Raw genomic sequence first — 26,053 nt, 5'->3', positions numbered from 1 at the left:
CTAAAGTATTTTTCTCGATTTTGGTTTGCTGACAAGGTACTTGTCGATGTCCTCGAGCGCTCCTTCCATGATCACATTTAGCTGCTCTCTAAGCGCCTCGCCATAGTGGCCGGCCTTCATGCGTCGAGAGCGCCGAATTTGCTCAATACTGAGCAAATCCATGCGGCTTTCTTTAAGGTCAACGGCAACCAGCAGCCGCAAACGCCTAAGTTGACTGCTACTTAATCGACTCAGCTCAGCCTCCCAATGGTTACCGTAGAAGGCCCGCATAGAGATGCTGCGGTAGTTGCCGTCGGAATTAGCCAGCACGTCGTGCAAGTGCGGCGCGATGTTCTTGATCTCAGTTGACCGATCCCAGTACGAGCCGACTTCGGGCTGTTTGGGATTGACGCTCCGATCATTCGTAAGCGCTCCATAAACCCCACCTGCACATGAAGCGCCGATTCAAGGATGCTGAGCTCCCATTTCTCGCTCGGATCGACCGATCCGCCGGACGGTCTGTTAGTCGTTACGTGTCTGTTCAAGCCGCTTATCAAGCTCGCTTGGCGGCAAGTTCGGCGTCGAGTGAAGCGTCAGCCAGACGGCCCGCAGAATGTTGATCGCGGCCATGTTCAGGTGTTGTTCGGCGGCGTGCAGGGCCAGTTCGGCTGCCAGGCGCTTGTCGGCAGCACTGAGGTGCGCCGTTTTGTGGGTCATGTCCGCATCGACGTTGGCCAACAGCCCCTGGAGTTCCTGCACCGCCTGATCCGATGCCTGACGCATGTCCGCCAGTAGGCGGCTGGCTTCGGCAGGCGTCATGGCCAAGCCGCGGACGCTGCGAAAAGTCAGGCGGGCGGGCAAGGTGGCCAAACTGAAACCCGTCGAAATTAACTTGCCAATCATGCGAACAACTCCTGTAAACGAGTGTTTCAGCAGCGTATCAGAGTAAATCGCAAAAAAATGTCTGCTCATCGCTTGCCAGAATCAACTCTCCGCCTCTTTTTGCCAACAAGGAGACGTCAGCATCAACAATGATCTTGCCGCGATGGCAATCGTGTTGCGAGTTATCGGTGTGAGTTTCACCAACAATGTCATGACGGAGGGACTGGCACTGACGACGGCCATTGCCATTCAAGACATCCCCGAAGCCTTGCCATTGCGCTGCCTCTGCGGGTGACAGAAGTTACGGGCGGCCCTGGTGGCCGTCGACTCCGGTCTGGTGGAGTGGGGATTCCATGCGCACTTGGACACCCATTCCACGAACACTTGGACAGCGATTCCACGCTGACTTGGACACTCATTCCACGACCACTTGGACACTGATTCCACGAGTACTTGGACAGTAATCTCTCACTGATCCGACCCAAGCTCAGGCAGGCAGCAACGCAGGATTATTCACTACCATCGACCTCTTTTCTCGAAGCGAAGAGGTCGTCGTGGAGCGTATATCCATGCGTAAAATCCGAGAGGTACTACGCCTAAAGTTCGACGCCGGCCTGTCCGTGCGCAAAATTGCCACCAGCCTTCGCATCAGCAGCGGCAGTGCCGGCAATTATCTGCACCGCTTCAACGCTTGCGGGCTGACTTGGCCCACGCAGTTGTCGGACGCCGAACTGGAGCGATGTCTATTCCCGCCAGCGCCGACGGTTCCCAGCGATCAACGTCCGATGCCGGACTGGGCTCATGTCCATGCCGAGTTACGTCGCCCGGGTGTAACTCTGGCCCTGCTTTGGCAGGAGTATCGACTCGCTCACCCGCAAGGTTTCCAGTACAGCTGGTTCTGCGAGCACTACCGCCTCTGGGCCGCGAAGATCGATGTGGTCATGCGCCAGGAACACCGTGCCGGCGAGAAGCTGTTCGTTGATTACGCCGGCCAGACCGTGCCAGTTATTGATCGGCGAACCGGGGAGATACGCCAGACGCAGATCTTCGTCGCCGTCCTCGGCGCGTCCAGCTACACCTTCGCCGAGGCCACCTGGTCGCAGAAACTGCCCGACTGGCTGGGCTCGCACGTGCGCTGCTTCGCCTTTCTCGGCGGCACATCGCAGATCCTGGTACCGGACAATCTGCGCAGCGGCGTTACCAAAGCGCATCGTTACGAGCCCGATATCAACCCCAGTTACCGCGACCTCGCCGAGCATTACGGCGTAGCCGTGTTGCCTGCCAGATCTCGCAAACCTCGGGACAAAGCCAAGGTCGAAGTCGGTGTGCAAGTGGTCGAGCGCTGGATCCTCGCAGCGCTGCGCAACCGCCAGTTCTTCTCCTTGGGCGAACTCAACACGGCCATCGGCGTGCTACTTGAACGCCTAAACCATCGGCCCTTCAAGAAGCTGCCCGGCTCACGCCGCTCAGCCTTCGAGACCATCGACCAACCCGCGCTGCAACCGCTGCCGGAACACCCGTATGTCTACGCCGAATGGAAAAAGGTACGAGTGCACATCGACTACCACGTCGAGGTCGACGGCCATTACTACTCGGTGCCGTACCAGCTGGTGAAGCACCAACTCGAAGTGCGGCTAACCGCTAAGACCGTCGAGTGCTTCCACGCCAACCAGCGGGTGGCCAGCCATCTGCGCTCGCCGCACAAAGGCCGCCACACCACCCAAACCGAGCACATGCCCAAAAGTCACCGCGAACATGCCGAATGGACGCCGCAGCGACTGATCCACTGGGCAGAGCAGACAGGCCCGAACACTGCCGGTGTCATCGCCTACATCCTCGAACGCCGAATCCATCCGCAGCACGGCTTCCGCGCCTGCCTGGGCATCCTGCGTCTGAGCAAACAGCACGGCGAAGAGCGGCTGGAAGCCGCCTGCCAGCGTGCGCTGGCACTGGGCGCGTGCAGCTACAAAAGCCTGGAATCGATCCTGCGCCAAGGCTTGGAGCGGCTACCGCTGGCCCAGCAAAACCTGCCGTTACTGCCCGAAGAACACATCAACCTGCGCGGCCCTAGCTACTACCACTGACCTGAAAAAGGAATACCAAAATGCTACCCAACCCGACACTCGACAAGCTACAAACCCTGCGCCTGCACGGCATGATCAAGGCGCTTGGCGAACAACACGCAACGCCCGACATCAACGATCTCAGCTTCGATGAACGCCTCGGTCTGATGGTCGACCGCGAGCTGACCGAGCGCGAAGATGCACGCCTGACGACTCGCCTGAAAGCCGCCCGACTACGCCACAACGCGTGCCTGGAAGACATCGACTACAGAAGCCCGCGCGGCCTGGACAAGTCCCTGATCCTGCAACTGGGCAGCGGGCAATGGCTGCGTGACGGCCTGAACCTGATCATCGGCGGCCCCACAGGGGTGGGTAAAACCTGGCTGGCCTGCGCGCTGGCCCACAAGGCCTGCCGGGATGGCTACAGCGTGCGCTACCTGCGCTTGCCGCGCTTGATGGAAGAACTGGGCCTGGCCCACGGCGACGGGCGCTTCGCGAAACTGATGGCCGGATATGCAAAGACCGACTTGCTGATCCTCGATGACTGGGGCCTGGCCCCGTTTACTGCGTCGCAACGACGCGACATGCTTGAACTGCTGGACGACCGCTACGGCAACCGCTCGACGCTGGTGACCAGCCAGATGCCAGTGGACAAATGGCACGCACTAATCGGCGATCCGACCTTAGGCGATGCGATCCTCGACCGGCTGGTGCACAACGCTTATCGGATCGAACTGAAGGGCGAATCGATGCGCAGACGCGCTACGAAATTGACGGCGACAGAGACTTCAGACTAACAATGCAAACCTGCGTCGCTGCGCTCCGACTGCCTGTCCAAGTGGACGTGGATCAGGTGTCCAAGTGAGCATGGAACGAGTGTCCAAATGATCGTGGGCTGAGTGTCCAAGTGTCGTGGAATCCGCAGAGTAAGTGTCGATGTCAGTTGTAGCAAGAAGGCAGCGGCCATCCTTGAACTTTGCGTAGAAGGTTATTTCCCTTTCTGTATCACATAGCAACCAGCCTGCAATTAGCCCAATCGGCCCTAAAAGCAATGCTCCAGCCAAGCTCCATCGAATAATGCTTCCTTGATTTTTTACGACTTCTTCGGTTGCTGTTTCCAATTCCTTTATTTTTGATATGGGTATCGTTAGTTCAAGAGACGGTTTTAACACAGTCTTTAGGGTGAACAGTCCTGATTGAAACTCGGCGTCGCCTGCCAGAAAGTCACCGGATATCACGTTTATTCTCGACATGGTTTTCTTCTGTTGACCTGGTTTAGCCCGCCAAATACTGGGCTCCAAAGACCCCCGTCAGTCAATCGACTTAAGACAAAAGGTGAGACCGGCAGTCACTCCATCGATACCAGATCAAGGGTATTCACAACCGCCATGCCGAGCTCGCGGGCGAAAGCAGGCGCTCGTTTTTAGTGGCCAAGTGATACACAACTGGAACTGCTCAACCAGTTTCCAGTGCAGACGGATCACCTCGGGATTGCGGAAACCTGCGAGCGTGGGCAGCAACATCTGCAAACCACTGGCGAGTCCTCCCAAACTGTTCACCAAGGCCCCAGCGACGTGGAATCGGCAGACCGTTTAACGCAACATCGTTGGGACTGGTTGCCGTGCAACGTACATATGTATGAAGCTTCATCCGATGACGTGCATGACCAAGCAACGATTTAAATAGTCATCAAACGGACACCTTCGTGGCGCACCATGGTTGAAGAGTTACTTCGTTCCTGATTTGCCATCGTATAAGCAGACGGAGGGCGCCACTCATGGGTGCAACGGAAGCCACTGCAAAGCAAAAAGATCTGAAAAAGCGCGCCACGGTGATCTATCGCCGTGACGAGGAAATTCTTTTTGTCCGCAAACGCAACGCCAAATGGAATTTACCTGGTGGCCGCGTCGAGCAAGGTGAAACGCCCCTACAAGCCGCTCTGCGTGAGATGGCAGAAGAGACTGGGTTGACCTTTGACCAACTCTCCTATGTCTCCGAATACGAAGACAGCAGAGTCATCCACTTCCTCTTCGAAGCGCCGCTGGCAGGGCAGCGCAAACCTCGCCCTTGTAACGAGATCGATGACTGCCGCTGGTTTTCAACAAAGGACTTGGACAAGCGTAATGTCCGAGGCTCGATCCGTACATTGCTCAAGCATTGTGCTTCCGAGCGCATTTTTTGGATGATTCAAAATGTATAAATGGCTCTACATCAAGCCTTTCAAGGCTATTTGATGTCAGTCTTTAGACTTCGCTAGGTCTTTCTCTAGGTGATCAAGCAGCGACGCCAATTTCAGCTCGGCATCAACCAGCGCCTTTTCTGACGCGACTTTCCAGTAGGGTGCGATTTCGAGCAAGTCAGGTTCAGCCTCGGCCCGCAGGCACCACTGATGATGATCGTGCCATGAGCCAAGCGACGCTTGTACCGACTTCAATTGAGCTCTGGATTTTGCCTTTAGCGGTGACAGTGTTGGAAACGCATCGGAGAGATATCTCGCGTTTTTCACGATGATCCTCAGCTCGTGCCGATCAAAATGTTTGTCCCGAAGTCCGGCGATCAGTTGAGTGATTCTTTTCTTCAGGGCTTTCTCAATCTGTCTTTTGACATCAACCAGCTCGCCGGCTCTCTCGGCTGACCTGAACATCTCTGGCCATCGATCCAGTTCGGCAAACAGATTGTCGAGCACCGGGCTGGTGGAGATCTTCCGATACTGTTTTGTCAGGGCTGCGCCTCGGCTCGTTGCCTGGCGCGGATAGCCCATCTTCTGCAGCTCACCAATGATGACCTCCAGATCCCTCGTGGGGGTAGTCGCTCTACCGACTTCGGCTGCAGATTGATTCAACGCTGCGACCTCAGGCATGTTGCGCAGCGGACGCAAAAGGCTGCGTATTTTCCGCACCGCGATCCTCAGATCATGCAGGGCTTCGCTGTCGCTGTTGGCTTGCAGCCGAGCGCGCGAATGATAAAGGGAGACTTCCAAGGAAATGATCTGGGCCACGAAATCGTCAACAAAAGACATCATTGTCCTCGCACGGAGAAATGTGAGGACAGAGTAGCAGATGGCAATTTTGTTACGCTGATTGTACGGGTAACTTTGCAACGCGCAGCTTTCTCAGCATGTCGCGCTTCTTGTCATGGTGGCTTTGCATACGTTTAAGCAGGTCGTCCAAGGTGCTTATGGCCTTGAGGATAAACGGCCCTTTGTTCAGCATCACGCACTCGGCGCGAATGCCCATGGCTGCGTCAGTGATCTCTGCTCGGGTAGGGGCGCCAGTCTTGGCCAAGGACTCAAGGACTTGTGTAGCCCAGATGACGGGGACGTGGGCGGCCTCGCATAGGCAAAGCATCTCTTCTTGCAGCTCAGCGGTTCGTTCGAAACCTGTCTCCACTGCCAAGTCGCCCCGGGCGATCATGACCCCTAACCTTGGACTCCTCATTCCGGTGAGCAGCAGATCCGGGAGATTTTCGAAGCCTTGGCGGGTTTCGATTTTCAAAACAATGCCCAAATGTTCAGCATTCAGGCGTTCCAGATGCTGAAAGAGTGATCGAACATCTTCTGCTTGATTGACGAAGGAGAGTTCAATGATGTCGGCGTGCTGAACGGCAAACTCAAGCGCTGCGATATCGTCTTCGGCCAAAGCCTTGAGACCGAGATTTGTGTCGGGAAGATTGATTCCTTTGTCAGCCTTGAGCTTCACACCACCCGGTGCGTGATGAATCTCAATGTGCAACGCATTGGTCGTTTTGGATAACACCTCACCACCGATCTTCCCATCGTCAAACCATATCGGGTCGCCGGATTTCGCTGCAAGGAAGATTGCGTCAGACGTGCAGCTGATGTGTGCCGAGGTAATCACATTGCCTGCTTCGTCCACTATCGCCGGGCCTCCTTCATCAGGATATCTTGTGAGCGTTAGCAGATCACCCTCATGCAATTTAATGGTTTGAGACTTAGGAGGCACAGCGATAACTCGCCCGGTGGATTTGCGTTCAGCGGGAGTCTGGAGTTTCAGCTCCATTTCCGGCACGAGGTAGGTGGTTTGATCAAGCTCCACCCAAATGCCTTGAGTATGCGTTTCGACCACGCGCATTGTGCGTTTGGAAAAGCGTGCATCACGGCATTTTAGGATGTCACCCACCTCGATCTGTTCCAGCCACTCAGCGGGTAACTGGATGGAGTCAGCTGCCGGAAAAGCGTCTGATGTTAGATAAAGTCTCCCTGGTTTCAGCACTTTGCCCGTGTCATCGCGTAGCGGGCGGATCTTGAGCACCGGCATACCTTCGGCCAGGGCACCGGTGCGAAGTTTTGGCCCAGGAAGATCCATTGCGACCTGACAGGGTTTTCCCAACTTGAGGCTCGCCCGGCGAACATGTTCAATCATCGCCAGCCATTGTTCCGGCCCATCATGTGCACAGTTGATCCGTTGGCAGTTCATGCCCGCTGCCACCAGGCGTTCAACGAACTCATAATCACCGGCGGCTTCTGTAGGCATGGTGACCATGATACGAACGGCTCTGTCACGGTCGTGGCAGCCGAAGAGAGCCTTGCCGTGTTCAACCAACGATATTGCATCTTTTTTTGGAGGCCTTTTCTCGCCTTCATTACCGCAGGACACCGCTCTTGAGGTCATTCGCTCAAGCACAGATATCACTCGGTCTACTGAGCCACGGACATCGCGTTCGCTTCTTCCAAGTGACGATAGGCCCAATGAAGTCAACTGAGTCTGCAGTGGCCGGATGTCGTGGCGCCTGAGGACAAGGTAATCGAGGAGGTTTGCGGCACTGTCGCGATAGCTCGGATGAATGCGCGATACATCAAGGTGAGACTGCGATGCGCTGCTCATCTTTTTTCGCAGAGCCACTAGGGATTTCAGTGCAGCGTGCGCCTCATCGTCTGCGTTTTCCGCCGGGCCTGAAGGGAGAGGTGTTGTCATGACGAGCACTCGGAAGAGAGGCGAGTCGCCTATTTCCATAGTGGTTCGCCTAGATGACGTTTATCTTACGGCGATGAGCCAGACGTCCGGCGTGTGTCAGCGATGTGTTGCAGCGATTTACACGATGGATGATTACGACCGCGACTGTGTCGCCTGAGACTGTATCCCTTCTACGTATTGCGCTTTGAGCTCTTCCGCCATTGGCCCCAGTATCGGGTTGGATTTGAACTCCATCAGATGGGTATCGATTACCTCGATGACTTGCTTGATGCAGGCTTCAACACTCCCAGGCTCCCGGAGATCGACCCTTATCCTTTCCAGTTCCAAATCCAGTGCTTTCAAGACGGGTTCTGCATTTCGCATCTGCGCCCGTAGTGCGTCTAGTGTCAGCAACGCCTGCTCTCCGTGTCTGTGATGCCTGATTCTCTCATAGGGCAAGTGTGAGGGAAATGAACTCAGCGGTCGCGCACCCGCTAGGCGTATATCACCCCAGCTCACTGACACATAAAATTCATCAACTTAGCGCTGTAGATCAACAACAAATCGATAGACTGGAGTCTTTTGCCGCGGGGGAGGGCATTGATGCGTCGTGTCATTTTCAATCAAAAAGGTGGAGTAGGTAAGTCGAGCATTGTGTGCAACCTCGCCGCCGCAAGCGCAGCTGAAGGCTACCGCACGCTTGTTGTCGATCTGGATGCCCAAGCCAATTCCACTTACTACCTGACAGGGATGACCGGAGATGACATCCCAGTGGGCATTGCCGATTTTTTCAAGCAAACGCTGTCTTCAGGGCCGGCGGCGAAGAAAAGTCGCGTGCAGATCTTCGAGACCGCCCATGACAATCTTCACGTCATCACAGCCAGCGGCGAGCTCGCTGATCTCCAGCCCAAGCTGGAAGCGAAATTCAAGATCAACAAATTGCGCCGGCTATTGGACGAGGTTTCCCAAGACTACGACCGCGTTTACATCGATACGCCACCAGCCATGAATTTCTATGCGTTCAGTGCGCTCATCGCAGCGGATTCGGTGTTGATTCCATTTGATTGCGATACCTTCGCTCGCCAGGCGTTGTATCAAGTGCTGGAACAGGTGGCAGAACTACAGGCTGACCATAATGAGTCACTGGTCGTTGAAGGGATTGTCATCAATCACTATCTGAGCACCACTGGCTTCCACCGCAATCTGGTCGACGAACTCATCAAGGAAGGGTTGCCAATTCTCCCGGTGTATCTTGGCAGCTCGGTCAAGATGCGTGAATCTCATGAGCGATGCCTACCCCTGATTTATCTGGACAGGCATCACAAACTGACAGGCCAGTTCGTTGATCTCTTGAATCTATTGGAGGAGGAGGACTGAAATAGCTTTGCTCAATTTGATCTGCCTGCCGCTACGGCAGTGTCCACGGATGGTGCCGGCGCTGAAAGATTTGGAAATAGTACATCCCATCGACTCGAAGTCGGGCGATCAAAAACGCTGCTTAACTGAACAATGACGGTTTCTCTGATCACTGTTCGAGCGGGGAGGAGAGGAATGGCTGACAAATTACGGGTTCTGTTTGTCTGCGCCAAAAATGATGTCCGTTCCGTGTTGGCCGAAGCGCTGCTTCGCCACACCGACTCATCAGACTTCGAAGCTTTCAGTGCAGGCGTTGAGCCTGGTCAGGTTGATCTTCGAACCCTGGAGTCTCTCGAACACATAGGCATAGAGACCAACGGCCTGCGTAGCAAATCGATCGATGAGTTTGAAGGGCAGGAGTTTCACTACGTCATCACGCTGTGTGACAAGTCTTCTGAGGAAGCATCGCGAATGCCGACGTACGGCGAGATGATCGTGTGGAATTTTGAAGACCCAACGACCAGTGAGCGGCATGAGCCTTTTCGTCACGCGCTCCAGGAAATTCATGACCGCATCAAGATGTTTGTCATGGTGAAGACCAGGAAGGGAGGCTCAAAGCTCTCAATGAACGAGCCCCATGAAAGACAGGACACCGTTTCCCCCTTACGATAAGGGATAGGCAAACGGTTATGTTTATGACTAACAGCAACGATAAGAGTGGGGAGCTTTTGGGCCAGGAACGGCGGCGCCGCTGGAGCCCAGAGCAAAAACTGGCCATGGTTCGCGAGAGCCTTGAGCCAGGGCAAAGCGTTTCGGTGGTGGCTCGGCGCAACGGCATCAATGCCAACCAGCTGTTCCAGTGGCGCAAGCTTTACCAGGACGGCAGCCTGTCGGCGGTCAGTGCTGGCGAAGCCGTGGTGCCTGCCTCCGAGCTGAGCGATGCGCTCAAGCAGATCCGTGAACTGCAACGGATGCTGGGCAAGAAAACGATGGAAGCAGAAATCCTCAAAGAGGCCGTGGAGATCGCCCGGTCGCGAAAATGGATTGCGCACTCACCCTTGTTGCCGGGGGACGACCAGTGAAGCTGGTCAGCGAATGTCTCGGTGTGGCGCGCTCGCAATTAACGGTTCGAATCAAACAATCGGTATCGCCCAAGGCACGGCGAAGCAGACCTGTGGACGACGCTGAGTTGGTGGTTGAAATCCAACAGCAGGTCAGCGAGTTGCCCAGCTATGGCTACCGTCGTGTCTGGGGATTACTGCGCCGGGAGCGTGAAACCCAGTCGCTGCCGGCGATCAACGTGAAGCGGGTGTACCGAGTCATGCGTGATCACAATCTGTTGCTTGAGCGCCGACTCAAACAGCCCGGCGTGCCACGTCGGCACGAAGGCCGTATTGCGGTGAAAACCAGTGATACGCGGTGGTGCTCGGATGGTTTTGAGTTCCGCTGCGAGGACGGCGCCAAGCTAAGCGTGACCTTCGCCTTGGACTGCTGTGATCGCGAGGCCATCGGCTGGGTCGCGAGCCCGACCGGGTACAGCGGCGATGACATCCGCGATTTGATGCTGGAAAGCGTGGAGAAGCGCTTCGGTGATCAACTGCCCGCCACGCCGGTGCAATGGCTAAGCGACAACGGCTCGGCCTACACCGCCGAACAGACGCGCCTGTTTGCACGGCAGATCGGCTTGCAACCGGTGACCACGCCAGTGCGCAGCCCGCAGAGCAACGGTATGGCCGAGAGCTTCGTGAAGACGATCAAGCGTGACTACGTGGCGCACATGCCCAAGCCGGATCGAGAAACGGCGCTGCGTAACCTGGCCATTGCCTTCGAACACTACAACGAGCAGCATCCGCACAGCGCCTTGAACTATCGCTCACCGAGGGAGTTCAGGCGATTGGCGGCAGCATCAATTTAACAGGGAGTTGGTGTCCGGTTTTGTAGGGGCAAGTCCACTCAACACATTCCTCTGCAGAACGTGATGAGCCGATTTGACTTCCACTTTACGTATTCAGCGTAATGTCTCGCGACTATGAGCCTTAAATGTAAGCTTCCGCCCAACACACCTTGCGTGATTAAACGGGCGCCCACTTGTGCGGCAACAGATCCTAATCTCACTCGCGCGCTGCGTCGGCAGGCGAGTGAGAATATCCTTCAAGTAAGCTTACGGATTACGCCCGTAGAGCCGTGCCGACTGGATCACACTCATGATTCAACGGGGTGAAAATTATGGCGAACCCGGCGGACGAGCCGACTTGCAGAATTAGTTTCGCCGGCAGCAGCGATGATGCCGAAAGCCGCTGCTCCGCTGGGCAGCAGCACCCCATAGGAAGTTGAAGAAAACCCGCCACGTGTAATCACCGTGGCCACCGCGTTGGCGGTGTCGTGGAAACCGTCCACGAACTCGAAGCCCGATGCAATCAGCCGCGCCACGCCCAGCAGCAGACACGGTGTCCAGGTAATGACCACGGTGCCAATTTCGTGCATGTCCTGCATCAGGCTATAGGCGTAAATTGCAGTCCGATGCCCAACACTGCGAAAAAGACCACCAGGGTAATCATGCTCGGCTTCCGATCGAGTTGCGGTCTTGAGCCGTGGGAGGTCGAACTCGATCAATCCTCGGCCTAGGTCTGGGCCGTCATGATGAAATCCGGTTCATTGACGATGAGAATGTGGGGCGCTCGGTCTAGGGCACCCCCTGTTCGCCTGTCTTAATAGACCTGAGGCACGATGAGTTCCGGTGGCGTCGGACTGCGGGAGTAGTCTTCCTGTCGAACGCGTTGCGGCAGTTCGATCACCGGAAGCTCAACTTCTTCATAGGGCATCTGCCCGAGAAGGTGATGGATGCAGTTGAGTCGGGCTTTCTTCTTGTCATCGGCTTGCACTACCCACCATGGAGCTTCGGCGATGTGGGTGCGCTCAAGCATAATTTCCTTGGCCTTGGTATAGGCTTCCCAGCGCCGACGGGATTCCAGATCCATGGGGCTGAGTTTCCACTGCTTGAGCGGGTCGTGAATGCGACTGAGAAAGCGCAGATGCTGTTCCTGATCGGAAATGGAGAACCAATATTTGATCAACTGAATACCGGAACGGGCAAGCATCCGTTCGAACTCCGGCACGGTACGGAAGAATTCTTCGTACTGATCGGCGTTGCAAAAGCCCATGACTTGTTCGACCCCTGCGCGGTTGTACCAACTACGGTCGAACAGCACGATTTCACCCGCTGCCGGCAGGTGCGAGACGTAGCGCTGGAAGTACCATTGAGTACGTTCGCGGTCATTGGGTGCAGGCAGGGCGGCGACACGACAGACCCGAGGATTAAGTCGTTGGGTAATGCGCTTGATAACGCCGCCTTTGCCGGCAGCATCACGTCCTTCGAACAGGATCACTACTTTGTGGCCAGTCTTGACCACCCAGCTTTGTAGCTTTACCAGTTCGCCTTGCAGGCGGAATAGTTCGCTGAAATAAAGTCGTCGAGCTTCCTTCTCACTACCTTCCTTAACGTGCTCATCGAACAGAGCATTTAGGTCATGCCCATCTTCGGATAATTCCAGTTCCAGCTCTTCGTCACTGTGATCCAGCAGCTCGCGATGGATGCGCTGTATCAACGTGTCTTCGGTTGAGGACATGAGAGAAACTCGCGTGGATGGCTTGGCTAAATAATAGTCGAAATTTGTTACGAGGTAATTACATCAGTTTGTGTTTCACGATCGTTACATATAGCTGAAACACTTAATCCAGCCAAATATGGGTGGATTTTCTTGTATCGATTTTATCGTGATGAGGTAGATTTCCGCGATAGAAGCAGACAATTTCTATCCTGATATCCAAGCGTGAAGTCGCTATCTAGCCCCCTTTCGCATGATGATTGGCCAATCGGTCAAACGAAATCAGCGATTCGTGATTAGGAAGTGAAAAGTCTGCGTGAACCAGTTCGTTTGACGAAGGGAGTTCAGGGAAGGGGGCGCTCTTGACAAAATGGCGTTGGATTGGGGGGGAGGGGGGGCAAGCGCTCGCGCGATTTGGCCAAAAGTTGCGTGGATTTGAGGTCGGTCGGGTAAGGCTGTGGCGTAAGGGGCCGGGGAACACACCTTCCGAGCCCGAGCAATAAGGGCGATTGTGTCCGCGTATTTTTAAGCGGACGCAATTACCCTTAATGCCAGGATCGTCATGCGCCAACGTAAGTCATACCCGAAATCCTTCAAGACCCAAGTCGTCCAAGAGTGCGAGCAGCCCGGTGTTTCCGTGGCAGCTATTGCGATGAGTCACGGGATTAATGCCAATGTCGTGCGCCGGTGGATACCGCTTTACCGTGATCAGCAGGCAGTCGCGCTGCCAGCTTTCATTCCTTTGAAAGTCGCGCCGGTTGAACCAAAACAAAAGACCGAAGCATCGGCGATCATTGAGCTGGCGCTTGGCGAGCAATCGCTCATCGTGAAATGGCCAACTTCCGACCCTGACGGATGCGCCCGCTTTGTCCGAGGGCTTGTCCTATGATCCGCATCGATTCCATCTGGCTCGCCACCGAGCCGATGGACATGCGCGCCGGTACCGAGACGGCATTGGCCAGGGTGATCGCGGTGTTTGGTGCGGCGAAGCCGCACTGTGCTTATCTATTTGCCAACCGCCGCGCCACGCGCATGAAAGTTCTGGTGCATGACGGCTTCGGGATCTGGCTGGCGGCTCGGCGTTTGAACCAAGGCAAGTTCCATTGGCCAGGCATTCGCCAAGGCTCTGAAATGGAGTTGGATACCGAACAACTCCAGGCTCTGGTGTTGGGTCTGCCATGGCAACGCGCGGGCTCCGGCGGTGCGATCACACTGCTTTAACGGCTGCCATTAGCCTATCCGTCTATCGCCGCGAACTGTTTGCTCTGGCAAAATCGGCGCCATGACTTCGCTCCCCAATCTCGACCACCTTACCCCTGAACAACTGCGTGCTTTGGCGGCGCAGTTGTTACAGCGTGTCGAGACGCTCGACCATCAAGTCGACACACTGGGTAAGACGGTCGAGACGATGGGCAGGAAGATCAACCGCGATCAAACGGTTATCGAGAAGCTCACCCACGAGATCGCACAACTCAAGCGTTTGAAGTTTGCCAAGCGCAGTGAGCAGATGAATCCTGAGCAGGCCTGCTTGCTCGATGACCTGATCGATACCGATATCGCGGCGATTGAAGCAGAGCTTCAAGCCTTGCAAACAGTGCTGGCTCCGACCGAGAAAAAGCAAAAGCCCAAACGCACTGCTTTGCCGGCAGAGTTTCCACGCACGCTAATCCATCACGAACCGGACAACACTCACTGCCCATGTGGCTGCGCACTCAAGCGTATCGGTGAGGACGTCAGCGAAAAGCTGGACTACACGCCCGGCGTGTTTACCGTTGAGCGCCATGTCCGTGGCAAGTGGGTCTGTGATGACTGCGAAACGCTGATCCAGGCGCCGGTTCCGGCGCAGGTCATCGACAAGGGAATCCCCACTGCCGGGTTACTTGCCCACGTCATGATCGCGAAGTTTGCTGACCACCTGCCTCTTTACCGTCAGGAATCGATCTTCGGCCGTGCCGGCTTGGCGATTCCACGTTCAACTTTGGCTCAATGGGTGGGTGTGACTGGGGTGCAGTTGCAACCTCTGGTCGATGCACTGCGCGACGTAGTGCTTGGACAGCAGGTTATTCATGCCGATGAAACACCCGTGCAGATGCTCGTGCCGGGCTCAAAGAAAACCCACCGCTCTTATGTGTGGGCCTACGCCACAAGCCAGTTTTGCGAAATAGCAGCTGTTGTTTATGACTTCAGCCCCAGCCGTGCTGGTGAACATGCTCGCAACTTCCTGCAAGACTGGAAGGGCAAGCTGGTGTGTGATGATTTTGGCGGCTACAAGGCCAGCTTCGCACTCGGCGTGACCGAGATCGGATGCATGGCCCATGCGCGACGCAAGTTCTTCGAACTGCACGCGACCAACAAGAGCATGCTCGCTGAACAGGCCCTGCGTTACATCCAGTTGCTTTACGAAATCGAGAGTGAAGTGCGTGACCTGGAACCGGATTTACGGCGCCGAATACGGCAAGAAAAAGCCGTACCGGTGATGGATATGCTGCATGCCTGGATGATGGCCCAGCGCGATCTCGTGCCTGAAGGCTCAGCCATCAGCAGAGCACTGGATTACAGCCTGAAACGCTGGGCAGCGTTGTCGCGCTACCTCGATGACGGGGCTGTACCCATTGACAATAATTGGGCGGAGAACCAGATCCGGCCTTGGGCGTTGGGGCGCAAAAACTGGCTCTTCGCAGGTTCGCTGCGCAGCGGCAAACGGGCGGCCGCGATTATGAGTTTGATCCAGTCTGCGCGGCTCAACGGGCATGATCCGTATGCGTATCTGAAGGACGTGCTCACGCGCCTGCCGACGCAGCGCGCGAGTGATATCGACCAGTTGCTGCCGCATAGGTGGCAGCCGGTCTAATCACGCAAGGCGTGATGCCCGGACGCATACGCTGTGGCCGCCAGTGACGTGCGTGAAGCGGCCAACGCTCAACTATTTTTGGCCAGTGCAGAGCGACACTTGGGTTTTCGTATTGACGTTATCTCTGGGCATAAAGAGGCTACCTGGTGTAGGCCGGTGTTGCTCGCGATTCCCAGTGTAGAGAGCATGCGGTTGGTGGTGGGTATCGGCGGCGGTTCAACCGAATGTAAGCGTTCTGGGAACACACCTTCCGAACTCCAGCATTAAGGGTGATGGTGTCCGCTATTTTTTAAGCGGACGCAGTAGCCCTTAACGTCAGGATTTCCATGCGCCAACGAAGCTCTTACCCTAAACCGTTCAACGCCCAGGTTGTTCTCTACCTTCACCGTATGACCGGACGATAGGCGTTTAGCAAGCGGCAGGATTACTAGCGAAACTGCCAGGCCATAGTTAGTTAGCTAACCAGACGAGCCGGGTCGGCGAGATATTTTGCTAATTCGAACTTCATAAAATCTTAACAAAATTGCTGCATAGTTTGGGAGCCCGTTATCAGGAGTTTCTTCGATGAAAAGTTTGATGAAGTCTGCTGCGCTCGCCGTTACGGTCTCTCTTTGTGCCACCTCAGTGTCTTTTGCTGAAGAAAGCGTCCGCCTCACAGGTTCCGGCGCCAGCTTTCCGGCACCGATTTACCTCACCTGGTTCAAGGATTTCAGCAAAAAAACCGCTGGCGTCACCGTGGATTACCAGTCCAAGGGTAGCGGGGCGGGCATACAGGACTTCCTCAACAACACCGTTGATTTCGCGGCCAGTGACTCGGCAATGAAAGACGAAGACATTGCCAAGGTTGCCGAGGGCGTGCAATTGCTGCCGATGACTGCGGGTGAAATCGTGTTGGCCTATAACCTCCCGGGCAGTCCTAAAGGGCTTAAACTGCCACGCGACGTTTACTCCAACATTTTCCTGGGCAAGATCACCCAGTGGAACGATCCGCAGATCGTCGCGGCCAATCCGGAACTGAAACTGCCTGATATGCCGATCACGGTTGTCGTACGTGCAGACTCCAGCGGTACTACCGCTGTATTCACCAAGCACATGGCGGCAATCAATCCAGAGTTCAATAAGGCGTTAGGTGAAGGCAACACGGTCAACTGGCCGGCCAGCGACAAATTCATCAAGTCGCCTAAGAACGATGGTGTGACAGCCACCGTACGCCAGACTCCGGGAGCCATTGGCTACATTGAATACGGCTTTGCCAAGCTGGCCAAGGTCGACTTTGCCCAGTTGCAGAACAAGGCCGGTACGTACGTTGTGCCGAACGCGGAAAGCGGTGCCGAGGCTCTGGCTGCGGTGAAGATGCCGGAAAGCCTGGTGGCCTGGCTGCCTGATCCAGATGGTGCCAAGTCCTACCCGATCACTTCCTACACCTGGATGATCTTCCGCAAGCACAATGAGAACCCGGCCAAAGCCAAAGCGATGCGTGAAATGGTCGAATACAGCCTGACTGAGGGTCAGAAAATTGCCGATTCGATGGGTTACATTCCCCTGCCGCAAGCGATTATCGATCAGGTTCGCAAAGCTTCTGCCAACATCCAGTAATGCTCGCGAGGCTTCATCCGGCGTGCGCTGAGTGCCTCGCCGGGCAGGGCTCCCCCCACACTCCGGAGTTAGCCAATGAACAAACCTTTTGTCGTACCGGTTAACCCGGACTCTGCCTGCCAGCCACCCTCTGCGAAGGATTTTATGGTTGATCGCACCTTCCGTGCGCTTGCACGTATAGGTGTAGTTCTCGTTCTGGCGTTGGTATTTGCCTTGATATTCGAGGTGGGGCGCAAGGCCATTCCAGGCATGGAAAAGCACGGTCTGGACGTCCTTTTCGGTACCGTCTGGGATGTTAATCAGGGCAAGTACGGCATTCTGCCGGCCATTTGGGGCACGCTCTACAGTGCCTTGATCGCGTTGATGATCGCAGGCTTTTTCGGCGTCAGCATGGCGATTTTCTTGACCCAGGATTTCCTGCCCGCCCAGCTTGCAGCCGTCTTTCGCACCATCGTCGAATTACTCGCGGCCATCCCCAGCGTCGTTTACGGCCTGTGGGGGATCTACGTGGTGATCCCGGCGATTCGGCCCCTGACGGCGTGGTTGCACAGCGAACTGGGCTGGATACCCTTTTTCGGCACGTCCTTGAGCGGGCCGGGATTGCTACCTGCCTCGTTGGTACTTGCCATCATGATCCTGCCGACCATTGCTGCTGTTTCGCAGGATGCCCTCACTGGTGTACCGATGAAAACCAAGCAGGCGGCCTATGGCATGGGTACCACCCATTGGGAAGCGATTCTCAAGGTGATGGTGCCATCCGCTGCCACCGGCATTTTCGGCTCATTGGTACTGGGCCTGGGCCGGGCGCTGGGTGAAACGATGGCCCTGGCCATGCTGGTAGGCAACGCGAACAATATTTCCCTTTCTCTGTTTGCACCAGCCAATACGCTGGCGGCCTTGTTAGCGCTGAATTTCCCCGAAGCAGGGCCAAACGAGATCGAGGTTTTAATGTATGCCGCACTGATCCTGATGTTGATCACGCTCATAGTGAATGTCATCGGATCCATGATAATGGTCTATGCCCAGCGGGGTACCAAATGATGAGTGACCTCACTTCTCGTACAGACGCGTTGCCTAGCCTGCAGCGCAAGTTTGAAGGCCGCGCCCTGCGCAGCCTGGTGTTGAGCACGCTGGTCTGGGGTGGTGCTCTATTGGCCAGTGTGCCCCTCATTTCCGTGCTTTACATGCTGATCACGCGTGGAGGCGCTCGTCTCAGCCTGGAAGTATTCACCGAACTACCGCCGACCGGTTTCGAGACTGGCGGCGGCTTTGGCAATGCGATGGCAGGCACTTTTGTCATGGTCGGTATCGCGGCAGCAATTGCGGTGCCGGTCGGCATCATGGCTGCCATTTTTCTGGCTGAACTGGGGCCGGACAGTAAGCTGGCCAATGCCGCGCGCTTCGCCGCCAAGATGCTCACGGGGCTGCCTTCGATTTTAGCCGGGGTTTTTGCCTACGCCCTGGTGGTGATGACCACCGGTACCTACTCGGCACCGGCGGGTGGCGTGGCACTGGCAGTGCTGATGCTGCCTATCGTCGTGCTTACGGCTGAAGAGTCGATGAAAATGGTGCCGAAGATCATGAAGGATGCCGCCTACGGCATGGGCTGCACCCGCTCGCAGGTGATCTGGAAAATCGTACTGCCTACCGGCATGCCAGCAATCCTAACCGGCGTCATGCTGGCCGTGGCGCGCGCAGCGGGCGAGACTGCGCCGTTGTTGTTTACTGCGCTGTTCAGCAACTACTGGATCTACCACGAAGGCACCCTGTCAGTAATGAATCCGACGGCATCGCTTGCCGTTCTGATTTATAACTTCTCCGGCATGCCCTTCGACAACCAGCTTGAGCTCGCATGGGCGGCTTCGCTGGTGCTGGTGATGATCGTATTAGTCGTGAATGTCGTCAGCCGCATTTTCGGTAAGCCTAAGTTTTGAGAGTGGGAGCATCTGAATCATGAATACAATATCTATGCAAAAAGCCTCCCCCGTTGACGCCCAGGCTCCAGTGGTTATGGACTGCAAGCTGGACAAGATTTTCTATGGCAACTTCATGGCGGTACGTGATAGCCATGTGCCGATCGAAAAAAACAAGATCACCGGATTCATCGGCCCTTCCGGCTGCGGCAAAAGCACTGTGCTGCGCAGCCTCAATCGGATGAACGATCTGGTGAGAGGCTTCCGTTTCGAGGGCCATGTGCATTTCCTCGGGCAAGACGTCTATGGCAAGGGTGTTGATCCAGTGGTGGTGCGCCGCTATATCGGCATGGTGTTTCAACAGCCGAACCCGTTCTCGATGAGCATTTTCGATAACGTCGCTTTTGGCCTGCGCCTCAATCGCTACAAAGGCGATCTGGGTGACCGCGTAAAACACGCCCTGCAGGGCGCCGCGCTGTGGGATGAAGTAAAGGACAAGCTCAAGGTCAGCGGTCTGTCTCTCTCCGGCGGGCAGCAACAACGCCTGTGTATCGCCCGCGCCATCGCCACCGAACCGGAAGTCCTGTTGCTGGATGAGCCGTGCTCGGCACTCGACCCGATTGCCACCCGCCGTGTCGAGGAACTGATGGTCGAGTTGAAAAAGGATTACACCATCGCTCTGGTCACCCACAATATGCAGCAGGCAATACGTGTCGCTGACACGACGGCATTCTTCTCGGTTGATATTTCGCAGGGCACGCGCACCGGCTATCTGGTTGAGATGGGCCCGACTACCCAGATTTTCGACAGTCCGCGCGAACAAATGACAGGGGACTACATCAGCGGCAAGTTCAGCTAGCCAACCGTCCGGTAAAGGCCGCATGCTGCCAAGGGCCAAACTGCATTGGCGTGCATCCGGTCGTTTTACTTTCGCACACATCTTTGCTTCGGTATTGCCAATGTCTGCAAAGCTTCGCCTTGATTTGCCAGCGATTGAACGTGCACTGCGTGAGGTGCAGGGCCGCTTTGCTGAGCTCAGCAGGCACTTTACCGAGCCGCGTGATCCCTTGACTGACGAAGTGCTGCAGAACGTGCTTGATGGTTATGCCTTGATTGACGACTACGTCGCACGTGATGTCGACCTGTTTGATCTTCAGCACCTGAACCTGATGCTGGAGATCAATGCCACGGTTCTCTGCGGCCGAGACCCGGCGCGCCGACTGGAATTCGCTCAACACCTTGCCGCTACCGAGGAACACTTCTTCAACAACATTGAGGGTGGAATTAAGGATTTGTTCAATTGGTACCACGCGTATCGCAGTGAGTCAGTCTGGAAGCGTGCGGCCGGTGTTTATGTTCGAATTCTCAGCAAGCCGCAATTGTTCATTGAAGGCAATAACCGCAGTGGGTCGCTCATTGTCAGCTATTTGCTCATGCGCGCAGGGCGACCTCCGTTCGTGCTGACGGTAGACAACGCCGAGGGCTACTTCAACCCATCATCGGTTATACGCAATTCCGCCAAGCATGGTGTCAAGGCGTTGTACGAATTGCCCAAGATCAAGAAAAAATATGCAGCCTTCCTAGAAGAACAGGCCCCTGATTCAATGAAGTTTTTTCTGAGCGACAAACGATTGTCCCTCTATCAGGGGGCACGTTGATGAAAGGCTATCCAACTCTCAACAAATGCCGGATTTTCAGAAGTCAGGTGTGGCAAGCATTCAAGTGTCTTATCCCGATGCACTTGCTCAGGCGTCGGCACATACGTATTTCGTTTGATATAGATGACACGTTGGCCTGTCAGCTTTACCACTGCGCAGCCGAGCAAAGCAAGCTGCCGGTGTTTGTTCATCGTTGGTTCGGCGAACCGTTGCGTATTGGAACACGCACTCTGACCCGAGAGTTACGTCGCCGGGGATGCAGCATCTGGGTCTACACCTCTTCAGGTCGGACACCGTCCTACATCAGGCGTTGGCTATTACTGTACGGTGTCCGCATCGACGGGGTGGTCAACAGCGTTCGGCATAACCATGCCCTAACGGTACACGGGCTCTCGAACTCACCCTCGAAATTTCCGCCAGCGTTCGGTATCGACTTGCATGTCGATGATTCCGAGGGCGTGCAGATTGAAGGCTATGATCACGGTTTTCGCGTCGTTGTAGTACGTCCTGATGATGAGAATTGGGCGCAGAGAGTCTTAGATGCAGTAGCTGAAGTCCAGGCACAGCTAGCCTGTCAGCATCCGCTCAGACACAAGGAACAAGCGCAACAACGCTCAGAAATTTTTTCTTCCTAAGTTTCGATACGTCTGAAATTTTTTGATCATTCGCAGCAGTATCTGGCGCCACAGAGTGACCCGCCAGCCATGCGAGCAGTCCTGGAATCGCTACGTTCCTGCGCAGATAAATGCAGAGTGCGGCCGAAAGCGGCTGGAAAATCAACGGATCAGGTACAGACTGTTAACAAACAATGAAACTCGATAGCGACCACAGGCCGGACAATCTCTCTCCTCCCACGGGCCATGACACTGGATGCGTTCAGCGACACCAGCACAAATAAGACAGCTCATGGGATCACCAGATGCACTCGTATTGACGCTAATGGAGAGCGGGCAGATTTTCGATGTGAGCAAAACAAGGATTTGGATTGCCAGCAAGCGCAAGGAAGTAGCTATTCCTTCCATTGAGATCCATGAGGCGATACTGGTGCCGTGAATTGGTTTTTGTCTGAGCGAGATGGATGTCCCCGGCGCGCATTCGCTTTTAATGTTCGCAACGCATCAAAGCGCATATGGCTGAAGCCTACCAAGGCGCCAATTCAGTTACTCGACAGGCTTTGTCTACGTAGGGGATGGAATCACTCCGGTGTCATCAACACCGCGAGCGTCATCTTGATGAACTCCTCGTTTTTACTGATTGTGTCCAGAGCTCCTCGAACGTTGCCAGCGACCTCGGCGGATCCCCGTTGCTCGACCCAAAGCGTGAGTTCCATGATAGCGGCCTCAAGGGCGAGCTGGTTTTGATTGATCTTGAAAAGCAGGGAAGGGAGTAGGTCTGCGTTCGACATTGTGGTTCCTCCATGGAAAGAGGACAGCGTAGCAGGCTGGTGCTATCCCGATTCAAGCGGCCTAACGTGTGAGGTCATGGCTTCCATAATGAAAACCCGCACTCCAAGCAGCTCCGCACAGGGGCGAGTGAGATGCCGTATAGGCTCAGTAGCGGGGCGCACGCATTTCTAACTGTCTTGGATGTTCAGCATTCAATGTCGAGCAAATAGCGTCTGCCTCGGCCCTGGCCTTGAACACGCCATGCTTACTGGCTGAACCTCCTTCGACAAGATCAACAACCCTGTATCGCTTGCTGCCATCGTCCAGTGTGGTGGTTTCAATCACTCTGAATCTTGCGTGCATGGGTGCTTTCCGTGCATGACATTGGTGACGTAGAAGTACCGGCAAAGCGAGACGATTTCAAGAACGAAGCGGGCTTAAGCTGAGACAATTTATGACGGTGCACCATTCACATCACATGAAGCACGGTTTGGCAGTAGGTGCCGTGTTGAGTCATTTTTCCTATAGTCGATGCTTCGGGCCAGCAGGGCCCGGCTAAGCTTTAGGTTTTTCTCTTGGGGGTACAGATGCTGTCATCGATCAAAGAGTACCTACCAGGCCCACCAACGCCTGGAAACATTTGGTCAACCTTAGGACTGCCCTCGCGCGGCACAACCCTTCATGACTTCATACACCGAGGCCTTCCTTACGAGTATTTCAATCTGATAGCGAGCAATCTGAAGGTCGAGCGAAAGGTCATTTCTCAGGCTATCGGCATATCTCCTGCATCACTAGCACGTAGGGCAAAAACGGGACGCTTCAGCACCGTTGAAAGCGACCGCTTGGTCGCATTGATAGCGGTCTTTGAGCAAGCCCTTTACCTGTTCGAAAGCGATGTCGCCGCTGCAACGGAATGGATGAGCACGCCGGTTCGTGGACTTGGTTCGAAGCGTCCTCTGGATATGATGAGGACGAGGGTGGAGACGAACGCTGTGCTCGATCTTATCGGCCGACTGCAGAGGGGAGTTCTTGTGTGAGATTCGGTAGGCGACTTGTTAGGCTGTGGAGCTAAAGCTACTACGGCTATCGCTCCTTCGTAAGCGTCCGCCGAAGTCACCTTGCATGACTCAGGCAGATACCCACTGATGCGGCAGCAGTTGGTCGATCTCACTCGCTCGCTGCATCGGCAACCGCGTCAGCACATCTTTGAGATAGGCATACGGATCATGCCCATTCATACGCGCTGACTGGATCAAGCTCATGATCGCCGCCGCTCGTTTGCCGCTGCGAAGCGACCCGGCAAACAACCAGTTTGAACGCCCGAGCGCCCACGGCCGGATCTGATTCTCGACTGGGTTGTTGTCGATGGGCACGGCCCCATCTTCCAGGTAGCGCGTCAGCGCGACCCAGCGTTTAAGGCTGTAATCCAAGGCTTTGGCCGTCGCTGATCCGTTGGGTACAAGATCGCGCTGGGCCAACATCCAGTCGTGCAGCGCTTTCGCTAACGGCGCAGCTTTTTCTTGCCGTATCCGCCAGCGATCCTCATCACTCATGTCGCACGCTTGGCGTTCAACTTCGTACAAGCCGCCAATCGAGTGCAGTGCCTGTGCTGCCAACTGACTTTTATTCGCCACGTGCAGATCGAAAAACTTGCGGCGTGCGTGGGCCATGCAACCAATTTCGATCATGCCCTTCTCGAAACCGGCTTTGTAGCCAGCAAAATCGTCGCACACCAGCTTGCCGTTCCACGAGCCGAGGAAGTTACGTGCATGCTCACCGGCGCGGCTCGGGCTGAAGTCATAAACCACTGCCTTAAACGCCGAAAACGGCGTGGTGCAGTAAGCCCAGACATAAGCGCGGTGAGTTTTCTTCTCTCCGGGCGCAAGCATCTGCACCGGAGTTTCGTCAGCATGGACAACTCGTTGGGCCAGAACAGCTTCTCGCAAGGCATCAACCAATGGCTGAAGCTGTACACCGGTCTGCCCAACCCATTGCGCGAGAGTTGAACGCGCGATGGCTAAGCCGGCGCGGCCAAAGATTTTCTCCTGCCGGTACAGCGGCAAGTGGTCGGCGAATTTCGCCACCATTACGTGAGCGAGCAGACCTGCTGTAGGTATTCCCTTGTCGATTACCTGGGCCGGCACCGGTGCCTGGATCAGTGTTTCGCACTGACGGCAGGCCCATTTTCCACGCACATGCTGTTCGACGGTGAACACGCCCGGCGTGTAATCCAGCTTCTCGCTGACGTCCTCGCCGATGCGCTGAAGTTGGCAGCCGCAGGCGCACTGGATGTTTTCCGGTTCGTGATGAATTACGGTGCGTGGAAACTGCGGTGGCAGCGGCGCGCGCTTGGGTTGCTGGCGCTTCTCTTCTGGGCCGGGAGCTGGTCGGAGGGCCTTCAACTCGGCGTCGATAGCCTCAAGATCAGTGTTGAGCAGATCGTCGAGCAAGTTGTCTTGCTCAGGGCTGATCTGCTCGCTGCGCTTGGCAAACCTGTGCCGCTTGAGGATGGCGATCTCGTGGGTCAGCTGTTCGATGATGGTTTGTTCGCGGTGGATCTTTCTGCCCATGGTGTCGACCTTCGACATCAACTGCGCAGCGAATGCACGCAGTTGGTCGGGGGTCATCTGATCGATATTGGGCGAAGAAGTCATGCCTTGGATTTTACCAAAGCAGATCGCTTGCGGCAGTAGGCCAAGAATCTAATTACAGTTTTTACAGCAGTGTGATTGTGCCGGCAGCACCAACACGCTGCCAAGGCAAACCTAATACCAAGGCCTGAAGTTGCTCGGTATCCAGCTCTATCTCACAGCCCTAGCTCTTGAGTTCATACGTGAAGCACCCTCTGCACATCACGCAATTGAGGGCGCCATAGAAGACGTGCGCCGAGCCGTACCTAACGCACGCTTGATCGAGGCACCTCTCGCTCCATCACTGACTGCAGGCGGCCTTCCGTGAGTGCGTCAAGGGCGCGCCATTGCGGCTGTCTCATTTATCCTTGGCGCGTTACCAAGCTGTCCGCTATCCCAGGCTTCAGTGAGCTCTTCTATTCGATCCGCAATCTGAGGCGTTTTTGAGTAAGCGTCCGGCGAAGTCACCTACCCGATCCCAGCGATAAGGGCGATGTTGTCCACTTAAAAATACGTGGACACTATCGCCCCTATCATCAGGATTGCCATGCGCCAAAGAACCTCTTATCCCAAACCCTTTAAAGCCCAGATCGTCCAAGAATGCCTGCAACCTGGCGTGTCGATGGCCAGCGTGGCCCTGCGTCACGGCATTAACGCCAACCTGGTTCGAAAGTGGATACCTGCTTATCGTGATCATCAGGCGCCGGCTTTGCCTGCTTTTGTTCCGATGACGCTTGCGCCCGCAACCCAGCCCGATCAGCAGATGTCGGTCAACATCGAGGTTCCTTTCGGGCCGCAAAAACTCACTGTGAAGTGGCCATCCTCAGATCCTGACGGGTGTGCTCGTTTTGTCCGTGAGCTTGCCAAGTGATCCGCATCGATGCCATCTGGCTCGCCACCGAGCCCATGGATATGCGTGCAGGTACCGAGACCGCGTTGGCCAGAGTGATTGCAGTATTCGGTGCGGCGAAGCCGCACTGTGCTTATCTCTTTGCCAATCGACGTGCTAACCGAATGAAAGTCCTGGTTCATGACGGGATTGGTGTTTGGCTGGCTGCACGGCGGTTGAACCAAGGCAAATTCCACTGGCCAGGCATTCGGCAAGGCTGTGAGATAGAGCTGGATACCGAGCAACTTCAGGCCTTGGTATTAGGTTTGCCTTGGCAGCGTGTTGGAGCTGCCGGCACAATCACACTGCTGTAAAAACTGTAATTAGATTTTT

28 protein-coding genes and 5 pseudogenes are annotated in these 26,053 nt (G+C 55.5%); 21 read left to right on the top strand and 12 right to left on the bottom strand.

Annotated features, from left to right (window positions below; genetic code table 11):
* Both ACA058_RS16900 and ACA058_RS16895 read right to left on the bottom strand, forming a co-directional pair.
* Positions 1 to 318, bottom strand: a complete 318-nt coding sequence (locus ACA058_RS16900; protein ID WP_497635038.1) for a hypothetical protein — start codon at positions 316 to 318, stop codon at positions 1 to 3.
* 183 nt (positions 319 to 501) lie between these two features.
* A complete protein-coding gene (locus ACA058_RS16895) occupies positions 502 to 882 on the bottom strand; it encodes a hypothetical protein (protein WP_497635037.1) in 381 nt (126 codons plus the stop codon).
* Positions 883 to 1,045: 163 nt separating this feature from the next.
* Between ACA058_RS16895 and ACA058_RS16890 the strand changes: the two are divergent.
* The 3 genes and pseudogenes from ACA058_RS16890 to istB all read left to right on the top strand — a co-directional run.
* A pseudogene (locus ACA058_RS16890) lies at positions 1,046 to 1,204 on the top strand (ZIP family metal transporter); the annotation flags it as partial.
* A gap of 226 nt (positions 1,205 to 1,430) precedes the next feature.
* Positions 1,431 to 2,945, top strand: coding sequence for an IS21 family transposase (gene istA, locus ACA058_RS16885; RefSeq protein ID WP_497634970.1), 1,515 nt, complete (start codon positions 1,431 to 1,433; stop codon positions 2,943 to 2,945).
* Positions 2,946 to 2,965: 20 nt separating this feature from the next.
* Positions 2,966 to 3,721 (top strand): IS21-like element ISPsy14 family helper ATPase IstB, encoded by a 756-nt coding sequence (istB, locus tag ACA058_RS16880; RefSeq protein WP_138962891.1) that lies wholly within the window; start codon positions 2,966 to 2,968, stop codon positions 3,719 to 3,721.
* On the opposite strand, the gene ACA058_RS16875 is transcribed toward istB, so the two are convergent.
* Positions 3,713 to 4,177 carry a hypothetical protein gene (locus ACA058_RS16875; protein WP_497635036.1) on the bottom strand — a complete coding sequence of 155 codons (465 nt, stop codon included), beginning with the start codon at positions 4,175 to 4,177 and terminating at the stop codon, positions 3,713 to 3,715. The two genes, istB and ACA058_RS16875, sit on opposite strands and share 9 nt — an antisense overlap.
* A gap of 524 nt (positions 4,178 to 4,701) precedes the next feature.
* Here ACA058_RS16875 and ACA058_RS16870 point away from each other — a divergent pair.
* Positions 4,702 to 5,124 (top strand): NUDIX hydrolase, encoded by a 423-nt coding sequence (locus tag ACA058_RS16870; protein ID WP_497635035.1) that lies wholly within the window; start codon positions 4,702 to 4,704, stop codon positions 5,122 to 5,124.
* Between the two features lie 36 nt (positions 5,125 to 5,160).
* Here the strand turns inward: ACA058_RS16870 and ACA058_RS16865 are convergent, their stop codons facing one another.
* The 3 genes from ACA058_RS16865 to ACA058_RS16855 all read right to left on the bottom strand — a co-directional run bounded on the left by ACA058_RS16865 (position 5,161) and on the right by ACA058_RS16855 (position 8,251).
* On the bottom strand, positions 5,161 to 5,943 hold the full coding sequence (locus tag ACA058_RS16865) for a CHAD domain-containing protein (protein ID WP_497635034.1): 783 nt from the start codon (positions 5,941 to 5,943) through the stop codon (positions 5,161 to 5,163).
* Positions 5,944 to 5,995: 52 nt separating this feature from the next.
* Complete coding sequence (locus tag ACA058_RS16860) at positions 5,996 to 7,858, bottom strand: pyruvate kinase (RefSeq protein WP_497635033.1); 1,863 nt, start codon at positions 7,856 to 7,858, stop codon at positions 5,996 to 5,998.
* Positions 7,859 to 7,990: 132 nt separating this feature from the next.
* A complete protein-coding gene (locus tag ACA058_RS16855; RefSeq protein ID WP_497635032.1) occupies positions 7,991 to 8,251 on the bottom strand; it encodes a YuaX family protein in 261 nt (86 codons plus the stop codon).
* A 189-nt stretch (positions 8,252 to 8,440) separates the two neighbouring features.
* Here ACA058_RS16855 and ACA058_RS16850 point away from each other — a divergent pair, with 189 nt between their 5' ends.
* The 3 genes from ACA058_RS16850 to ACA058_RS16840 all read left to right on the top strand — a co-directional run bounded on the left by ACA058_RS16850 (position 8,441) and on the right by ACA058_RS16840 (position 11,108).
* Positions 8,441 to 9,214: a ParA family protein gene (locus ACA058_RS16850; protein WP_497635031.1), complete on the top strand. Its 774-nt coding sequence runs from the start codon at positions 8,441 to 8,443 to the stop codon at positions 9,212 to 9,214.
* A 174-nt stretch (positions 9,215 to 9,388) separates the two neighbouring features.
* Positions 9,389 to 9,865 (top strand): arsenate reductase ArsC, encoded by a 477-nt coding sequence (locus ACA058_RS16845; RefSeq protein WP_497635030.1) that lies wholly within the window; start codon positions 9,389 to 9,391, stop codon positions 9,863 to 9,865.
* A gap of 23 nt (positions 9,866 to 9,888) precedes the next feature.
* A protein-coding gene (locus tag ACA058_RS16840) for an IS3 family transposase (protein ID WP_497634978.1) occupies positions 9,889 to 11,108 on the top strand; the annotation gives its coding sequence in 2 pieces (ribosomal slippage) (positions 9,889 to 10,234 and positions 10,234 to 11,108; 1,221 coding nt in all).
* Between the two features lie 157 nt (positions 11,109 to 11,265).
* On the opposite strand, the pseudogene ACA058_RS16835 reads toward ACA058_RS16840, so the two are convergent.
* From ACA058_RS16835 to ppk2, 3 genes and pseudogenes are all read right to left on the bottom strand, one after another.
* Positions 11,266 to 11,402: pseudogene (locus ACA058_RS16835) on the bottom strand (transposase domain-containing protein); the annotation flags it as partial.
* Between the two features lies 1 nt (position 11,403).
* A pseudogene (locus ACA058_RS16830) lies at positions 11,404 to 11,784 on the bottom strand (inorganic phosphate transporter); the annotation flags it as partial.
* Between the two features lie 117 nt (positions 11,785 to 11,901).
* The gene (gene ppk2, locus ACA058_RS16825; RefSeq protein ID WP_497635029.1) at positions 11,902 to 12,819 is read right to left on the bottom strand and encodes a polyphosphate kinase 2; all 918 of its coding nucleotides are present in this window, start codon (positions 12,817 to 12,819) and stop codon (positions 11,902 to 11,904) included.
* Between the two features lie 232 nt (positions 12,820 to 13,051).
* On the opposite strand from ppk2, the pseudogene ACA058_RS16820 reads away from it, so the two are divergent.
* The 11 genes and pseudogenes from ACA058_RS16820 to ACA058_RS16770 form a co-directional block, all read left to right on the top strand.
* Positions 13,052 to 13,253 (top strand): annotated as a pseudogene (locus tag ACA058_RS16820) (Ppx/GppA family phosphatase); the annotation flags it as partial.
* Positions 13,254 to 13,360: 107 nt separating this feature from the next.
* A complete protein-coding gene (tnpA, locus tag ACA058_RS16815) occupies positions 13,361 to 13,687 on the top strand; it encodes an IS66-like element accessory protein TnpA (protein WP_497635028.1) in 327 nt (108 codons plus the stop codon).
* Positions 13,684 to 14,019 carry an IS66 family insertion sequence element accessory protein TnpB gene (gene tnpB / locus ACA058_RS16810; RefSeq protein WP_028622703.1) on the top strand — a complete coding sequence of 112 codons (336 nt, stop codon included), beginning with the start codon at positions 13,684 to 13,686 and terminating at the stop codon, positions 14,017 to 14,019. The genes tnpA (ACA058_RS16815) and tnpB (ACA058_RS16810) overlap by 4 nt, the downstream gene beginning before the upstream one ends.
* Positions 14,020 to 14,080: 61 nt before the next feature.
* Positions 14,081 to 15,649 carry an IS66 family transposase gene (tnpC, locus tag ACA058_RS16805; protein ID WP_497635027.1) on the top strand — a complete coding sequence of 523 codons (1,569 nt, stop codon included), beginning with the start codon at positions 14,081 to 14,083 and terminating at the stop codon, positions 15,647 to 15,649.
* Between the two features lie 30 nt (positions 15,650 to 15,679).
* Positions 15,680 to 15,874, top strand: a pseudogene (locus ACA058_RS16800) (Ppx/GppA phosphatase family protein); the annotation flags it as partial.
* Positions 15,875 to 16,213: 339 nt separating this feature from the next.
* Positions 16,214 to 17,245, top strand: coding sequence for a phosphate ABC transporter substrate-binding protein PstS (pstS, locus tag ACA058_RS16795; protein ID WP_497635026.1), 1,032 nt, complete (start codon positions 16,214 to 16,216; stop codon positions 17,243 to 17,245).
* Between the two features lie 75 nt (positions 17,246 to 17,320).
* Positions 17,321 to 18,286, top strand: coding sequence for a phosphate ABC transporter permease subunit PstC (gene pstC, locus ACA058_RS16790; protein ID WP_497635025.1), 966 nt, complete (start codon positions 17,321 to 17,323; stop codon positions 18,284 to 18,286).
* Positions 18,286 to 19,179, top strand: a complete 894-nt coding sequence (pstA, locus tag ACA058_RS16785) for a phosphate ABC transporter permease PstA (RefSeq protein WP_497635024.1) — start codon at positions 18,286 to 18,288, stop codon at positions 19,177 to 19,179. The genes pstC and pstA overlap by 1 nt, the downstream gene beginning before the upstream one ends.
* Before the next feature lie 76 nt (positions 19,180 to 19,255).
* Positions 19,256 to 20,017 carry a phosphate ABC transporter ATP-binding protein PstB gene (pstB, locus tag ACA058_RS16780; protein WP_497639948.1) on the top strand — a complete coding sequence of 254 codons (762 nt, stop codon included), beginning with the start codon at positions 19,256 to 19,258 and terminating at the stop codon, positions 20,015 to 20,017.
* Positions 20,018 to 20,117: 100 nt separating this feature from the next.
* Entirely contained in the window at positions 20,118 to 20,816 is a 699-nt protein-coding gene (locus tag ACA058_RS16775) for a hypothetical protein (protein ID WP_497639947.1), read from the top strand.
* Positions 20,816 to 21,451, top strand: a complete 636-nt coding sequence (locus ACA058_RS16770) for a hypothetical protein (protein WP_497635023.1) — start codon at positions 20,816 to 20,818, stop codon at positions 21,449 to 21,451. The genes ACA058_RS16775 and ACA058_RS16770 overlap by 1 nt, the downstream gene beginning before the upstream one ends.
* Positions 21,452 to 22,011: 560 nt before the next feature.
* On the opposite strand, the gene ACA058_RS16765 is transcribed toward ACA058_RS16770, so the two are convergent.
* Positions 22,012 to 22,221, bottom strand: coding sequence for a hypothetical protein (locus tag ACA058_RS16765; RefSeq protein ID WP_497635022.1), 210 nt, complete (start codon positions 22,219 to 22,221; stop codon positions 22,012 to 22,014).
* 145 nt (positions 22,222 to 22,366) lie between these two features.
* Positions 22,367 to 22,546, bottom strand: a complete 180-nt coding sequence (locus ACA058_RS16760; protein ID WP_497635021.1) for a hypothetical protein — start codon at positions 22,544 to 22,546, stop codon at positions 22,367 to 22,369.
* A 242-nt stretch (positions 22,547 to 22,788) separates the two neighbouring features.
* On the opposite strand from ACA058_RS16760, the gene ACA058_RS16755 reads away from it, so the two are divergent.
* Positions 22,789 to 23,238 (top strand): Xre family toxin-antitoxin system antitoxin, encoded by a 450-nt coding sequence (locus ACA058_RS16755; protein ID WP_497635020.1) that lies wholly within the window; start codon positions 22,789 to 22,791, stop codon positions 23,236 to 23,238.
* A 90-nt stretch (positions 23,239 to 23,328) separates the two neighbouring features.
* Here ACA058_RS16755 and tnpC (ACA058_RS16750) read toward each other — a convergent pair whose 3' ends face one another.
* Positions 23,329 to 24,855, bottom strand: a complete 1,527-nt coding sequence (gene tnpC, locus ACA058_RS16750; RefSeq protein WP_497635019.1) for an IS66 family transposase — start codon at positions 24,853 to 24,855, stop codon at positions 23,329 to 23,331.
* A gap of 523 nt (positions 24,856 to 25,378) precedes the next feature.
* On the opposite strand from tnpC (ACA058_RS16750), the gene tnpA (ACA058_RS16745) reads away from it, so the two are divergent.
* On the top strand, positions 25,379 to 25,702 hold the full coding sequence (tnpA, locus tag ACA058_RS16745) for an IS66-like element accessory protein TnpA (protein WP_497635018.1): 324 nt from the start codon (positions 25,379 to 25,381) through the stop codon (positions 25,700 to 25,702).
* A complete protein-coding gene (gene tnpB / locus ACA058_RS16740) occupies positions 25,699 to 26,034 on the top strand; it encodes an IS66 family insertion sequence element accessory protein TnpB (protein WP_461978842.1) in 336 nt (111 codons plus the stop codon). The genes tnpA (ACA058_RS16745) and tnpB (ACA058_RS16740) overlap by 4 nt, the downstream gene beginning before the upstream one ends.
* Positions 26,035 to 26,053: the final 19 nt, after the last annotated feature.

The organism is Pseudomonas sp. LBUM1649, from assembly GCF_059716155.1.
Note: the sequence above shows the minus strand (reverse complement) of the source record. Positions and strands in the feature narration are given on the sequence as shown.